The sequence below is a fragment of the Promicromonospora kroppenstedtii DSM 19349 genome (assembly GCF_000515355.1).
GTDB classification, from domain to species: Bacteria; Actinomycetota; Actinomycetes; order Actinomycetales; family Cellulomonadaceae; genus Promicromonospora; species Promicromonospora kroppenstedtii.
Genome location: NZ_KI911665.1, coordinates 70,602 through 76,135 on the forward strand (window position 1 = coordinate 70,602; position 5,534 = coordinate 76,135).

Here is a 5,534-nt window from a genome sequence, read left to right on the forward strand (position 1 = left end):
CGGCGCCGAGCCGCCACGTGTGGTGGACGGTGACGAGAGCGGCGGCCAGGCTCACGGCGCGGGCGGTGGCCCCGGGCCAGTCGACGCTGGCGAAGTCCCCCGCCGGTACGCCGGTCGCCCAGAAGAACGCCCGGAACGCGTCGAGGACGACCCCGCCGGACCCGCCCAGGAAGAAGATGGCGGCCGCCCACCCGAGGGTGGTTCCCGCGCGGCCTCGCGGAACGAGGAGCGCGGCAAGCATGAGCCCGACGGCGATGATCGTGACCCATGGCGGCGGGAAGATCCGAGCGTACTCCTCGGCCGGTCCGACGAGGAGAGCGCCCGTGGACATGACGGCGGCGAGTACCGCCGCGCTGATCGCGATACCGGTCCCGGGCCGGCCCGTTGCACGGCTGGTCGAGGTCGTGTGCGGGGAAGAGCTGGGCGTCGTTGTCATGTCTGCAGCGTCGCGCGCGGCCCCTGGTGCCCACATCCGACGCAGGTCGCGCGGCGGCGCGACCTGGGTCGTGCCGCCTGGGCGCACACCAGGGCCGCGCGGCGATCTGGCAGTCAGAATCCGTAGGGCAGGATGCGCGGCATCTCGGTCCCGTGACGGCCCGCGTCGTGCACCGCGCGCAGCACGGCGAGCTCGTGCGGCACGACCGGGTCCGGCAGCCCCACGAACGGGAACCACGCCAGGTCGGCGGCCTTGTCGGGCTCCTGGATCGACGGCGTCCCGGTCCAGCGGGTCACCTCGAACATGAAGTCGACACGCTGCTCGATCGCCGGCCCGCCCGGCTCGCCGCGGTGCAGCACCGTCAGGGGCCGGACGTCCTCGGGCGCGACCTCCACGCCGAGCTCCTCGCGGGCCTCGCGCACGGCGGTCTCGATCACCGACTCGCCCTCCTCGACGTGCCCCGCGGCTGCGCAGGCCCAGTGGCCGTCGCGGTAGCCGGTGCCCTGCCGCAGCTGGAGCAGTACCTGCCCCTCTCGTCGGAAGTAGAGGTAGGCGGCGGGCACGAGCGTGAACCGCTCGTGGTCACGCTCGTCGTAGCGGTCTGCGCCGGCCGGCGCCACGTCCGGAGCCTCGGTCACGACAGGCACCCCTGGCCGAGGAGCGCCTTGAGGTCGCCGAACAGCGCCGGAGACTTCTCGACCCGGAGGCTGTCGGCGGCACGGATCACGGTCCGCTTGCCCGGCTCGGCCACGGCGACGTGCACCTCCGCCGACCCGGGGTGAGTGGCCAGCACCTCGCGCAGCCGCACGATGATGGGCTCGACCGCGCGGGTGTGCGGCACCGTCACGGCCAGCGGCGAGTCGGAGCCCACGGTGACGTCCGGCAGGGCCACCTCCATGGCCTGCAGCGACATCGACTCGTCGCGGCGGCGCACCTTGCCCCGCAGCACCACGACCTGGTCCTCGGCGAGCATCGTCGAGTACGCCAGATAGGTCTCGCCGAAGAACATGACCTCGACGGCGCCCTCCAGGTCCTCGACCGTGACGGCGGCCCAGGGGTTGCCGTTCTTGCTCATCTTGCGCTGCACCGACGTGAGCAGGCCGGCCACGGTGACCACGGAGTTGTCCGGCCGGTGCTCGTCGGCGAGCAGCGACGCGATCGAGGTGTCGGCCGCTCGCTGCAGCACGTGCTCCAGGCCCGACAGCGGGTGGTCGCTCACGTACAGGCCGAGCATCTCGCGCTCGAACTGGAGCTTCTGCTTCTTCTCCCAGTCCGGCAGGTCCGGCACGTCGACGGAGAAGCCCATGCCTTCGTCGTCGGCGCCGCCGCCGAAGTCGGCGAAGAGGTCGAACTGGCCCTCGGCCTCCTTGCGCTTCACGCCGATCACGGAGTCGACGGCCTGCTCGTGGATCACGAGCAGCGAGCGCCGGGTGTGGCCGAGCGAGTCGAACGCGCCGGCCTTGATGAGGGACTCGATGGTGCGCTTGTTGCAGACGGGGGCGGGGACCTTGTCCAGGAAGTCCTGGAAGGACGTGTAGCTGCCCTTCTCCTCGCGCGCCTCGACGATCGCGTCCACGACGTTACGGCCCACGTTGCGCACACCGGTGAGCCCGAACCGGATGTCGCCGCCGACCGCCGTGAACTTGGCGGCGGAGTCGTTGACGTCCGGCGGGAGCACCGTGATGCCCATGCGACGGCACTCGTTGAGGTAGAGCGCCATCTTGTCCTTGTTGTCACCCACCGACTGCAGCAGGCCCGCCATGTACTCGGCCGGGTAGTTCGCCTTGAGATACGCGGTCCAGTACGCGACGAGGCCGTAGCCCGCGGAGTGCGCCTTGTTGAAGGCGTAGCCGGCGAACGGGACCAGGGTGTCCCAGACCGCCTTGATCGCGGCGGCGCTGTAGCCCTTCTCCTTGGCGCCCTTCTCGAAGTTGACGTACTCCTTGGCCAGCACCTCGGGCTTCTTCTTGCCCATCGCGCGACGGAGCAGGTCGGCCTGGCCGAGCGAGTAGCCGGCCATGATCTGGGCGGCACGCTGGACCTGCTCCTGGTAGACGATCAGGCCGTAGGTCTCGTCCAGGATCTCGGCGAACGGCTCGACCACCTCGGGATGGATCGCCTCGATCTGCTGCTGCCCGTTCTTGCGCAGCGCGTAGTTGATGTGCGAGTTCATGCCCATCGGCCCGGGCCGGTACAGGGCGATGACGGCGGAGACGTCCTCGAAGTTGTCGGGCCGCATCTGCCGCAGCAGGGACCTCATCGCCCCACCGTCGAGCTGGAACACGCCGAGCGTGTTGCCGCTGGCGAGCAGGTCGTAGGTCGGCTTGTCGTCGAGCGCGACCTTCTCGATGTCGATCGGGTCCTTGCCGTTCATCACGATGTTCTCGAGCGCGTCGTCGAGGATCGTGAGGTTGCGCAGGCCCAGGAAGTCCATCTTGATCAGGCCGAGGCCCTCGGACGTCGGGTAGTCGAACTGCGTGATGATCGCGCCGTCCTGCGGGCGCTTCATGATCGGGATGATGTCGATCAAGGGCTCGCTCGACATGATGACGCCGGCCGCGTGCACGCCCCACTGCCGCTTCAGGCCCTCGATACCGCGGGCGAGCTCGACCACGCGCTGCGCCTCGGGGTCGGCCTCGTGCACCTGGCGGAACTCCGCCGCCTCCGAGTACCGCTTGTCCTTCGGGTCGAAGATGCCGCTGAGCGAGATGTCCTTGCCCATGACGGCGGGCGGCATGGCCTTGGTGAGCTTCTCCCCCATGGCGTACGGCATGCCGAGCAGCCGCGCGGAGTCCTTGAGGGCCTGCTTGGCCTTGATGGTGCCGTAGGTGACGATCTGGGCCACGCGGTCGTCGCCGTACTTCTCCGTGACGTACCGGATGGCCTCACCGCGCCGGCGCTCGTCGAAGTCGACGTCGACGTCGGGCATGGAGACGCGCTCCGGGTTGAGGAAGCGCTCGAAGATCAGGCCGTGCTCCAGCGGGTCCAGCTCGGTGATGCCCATCAGGTAGGAGACCATCGACCCGGCGGCCGAACCACGGCCCGGGCCCACCCGGATGCCCTGGTCCTTGGACCAGTTGATGAAGTCGGCGACCACGAGGAAGTACCCCGGGAAGCCCATCTGGATGATGACCTCGACCTCGTAGTCGGCCTGCTTGCGCACCGCATCCGAGTAGCCGTTCGGGTACCGGCGCAGCAGGCCCGCCTCGACCTCCTTGATGAACCAGGAGATCTCGTCCTCGCCGTCCGGCACGGGGAAGCGCGGCATGTAGTTGGCCGAGGTGTCGAACGAGACCTCGCACTGCTCGGCGATGAGCAGCGTGTTGTCGCACGCCTCGGGCAGCTCCTTGAAGACCCTGCGCATCTCGGCGGCGGACTTCACGTAGTAGCCCGAGCCGTCGAACTTGAACCGGTTCGGGTCGTCCAGCGTGGAGCCGGAGTTGATCGCCAGCAGCGCCTCCTGGCTGGTCGAGTCCTCCTCGCGCACGTAGTGCAGGTCGTTGGTGGCGACGAGCTTGGCGCCGATCACCTTGGACAGCTCAAGGAGCTCCTTGGTCACCCGGGTCTCGATGTCGAGCCCGTGGTCCATCAGCTCGACGTAGTAGTTCTCCTTGCCGAAGATGTCCTGGAGCTCGCCCGCCTGGCGGACCGCCTCGTCCCACTGGCCCAGCCGGAGCCGCGTCTGGATCTCGCCCGACGGGCAGCCGGTCGTCGCGATGAGCCCGTCGGAGTACTTCTCCAGCAGCTCCCGGTCCATGCGGGGCCACTTGCCCATCTGGCCCTCCAGAGAGGCCAGGGAGGACGCCCGGAACAGGTTGTGCATGCCGGTGTTGTTCTTGCTCAGCAGCGTCATGTGCGTGTAAGCACCACGCGCCGAGACGTCGTCCGACTCCTGGCCCGCCTCGCCGTAGCGCACGCGGGTCTGGTCGAACCGGCTGGTGCCCGGCGTGATGTACGCCTCGACGCCGATGATCGGCTTGATGCCCGCCTTCTGCGCCTGCGCCCAGAACTCGTGCGCCCCGAACAGGTACCCGTGGTCAGTGGTCGCGATGGCGTGCTGCCCCTGCCGCCCGACCTCCTCCATGAGGTCGCCGATTCTCGCCGCGCCGTCCAGCATCGAGAACTCGGTGTGGACGTGGAGGTGGACGAAGTCGTCGCTCTTCGAGGCGGTGGCGGAGGGCATGTCCAGATCTTAGGCACGGGACACTGACACTCCGACGACAAACGCCGAGCGGAACCTCACATCACGTGTACGCGCCCCGCACGACCTCGAGAGCGGCCTCCAGGTCGGCCGGGTACGGCGACTCCACCTCGACCCAGCGCCCCGTGACCGGGTGCTCGAAACCCAGCCGGTGGGCGTGCAGCCACTGCCTGGTCAGCCCCACCCTGGAGGCCAGCACCGGGTCCGCGCCGTAGGTCAGGTCGCCCACGAGCGGGTGCCGCAGCGCCGCGAAGTGCACGCGGATCTGGTGGGTGCGCCCGGTCTCCAGGTGCACCTCGAGCAGCGACGCCGCGGACAGCATCTCCAGCGTCTCGTAGTGCGTCACCGACGGCTTGCCGTCCGCCGTGACCGCGAACTTCCAGTCCGAGCTGGGGTGCCGCCCGATGGGAGCGTCGATGGTGCCCGACGTCGGGTCCGGGTGCCCCTGCGCGAGCGCGTGGTAGACCTTGTCGACCGTGCGCTCCTTGAAGGCGCGCTTGAGCCCTGTGTACGCGACCTCCGACTTGGCCACGACCATCAAGCCCGAGGTGCCGACGTCGAGCCGGTGCACGATGCCCTGCCGCTCGGCAGCGCCCGACGTCGAGACGCGGTAGCCCGCGGCGACCAGCGCGCCGACCACGGTGGGTCCGGTCCAGCCGGGCGACGGGTGCGCCGCCACGCCGACCGGCTTGTCGATCACGACGAGGTCGTCGTCGTCGTAGACGATGCCCATGCCCGGCACGGGCTCGGCCACGACCTCGACGGCGGGCCGCTCCTCCGGCATGTCCACCTCGAGCCAGCCGCCCGCGACCACGCGGTCCGACTTGCCCACGGGCCGCCCGTCGAGCTGGACGGCGCCGGCCTCGGCGAGCTCGGCGGCACGCGTTCGGGAGAACC

General features: G+C 69.7%; 4 protein-coding genes. All 4 read right to left on the minus strand.

Going from position 1 to position 5,534, the window contains the following annotated elements:
- A partial coding sequence (locus PROKR_RS34775; protein ID WP_036963744.1) for a hypothetical protein occupies positions 1-436 on the minus strand: 436 nt, incomplete at its 3' end.
- A gap of 113 nt (positions 437-549) precedes the next feature.
- Positions 550-1,074, minus strand: a complete 525-nt coding sequence (locus PROKR_RS12695) for an NUDIX hydrolase (RefSeq protein WP_084800417.1) — start codon at positions 1,072-1,074, stop codon at positions 550-552.
- Positions 1,071-4,619, minus strand: coding sequence for a DNA polymerase III subunit alpha (dnaE, locus tag PROKR_RS12700; protein WP_036963746.1), 3,549 nt, complete (start codon positions 4,617-4,619; stop codon positions 1,071-1,073). The genes PROKR_RS12695 and dnaE overlap by 4 nt, the downstream gene beginning before the upstream one ends.
- A gap of 61 nt (positions 4,620-4,680) precedes the next feature.
- A partial coding sequence (locus PROKR_RS12705) for an RluA family pseudouridine synthase (protein ID WP_084800418.1) occupies positions 4,681-5,534 on the minus strand: 854 nt, incomplete at its 5' end.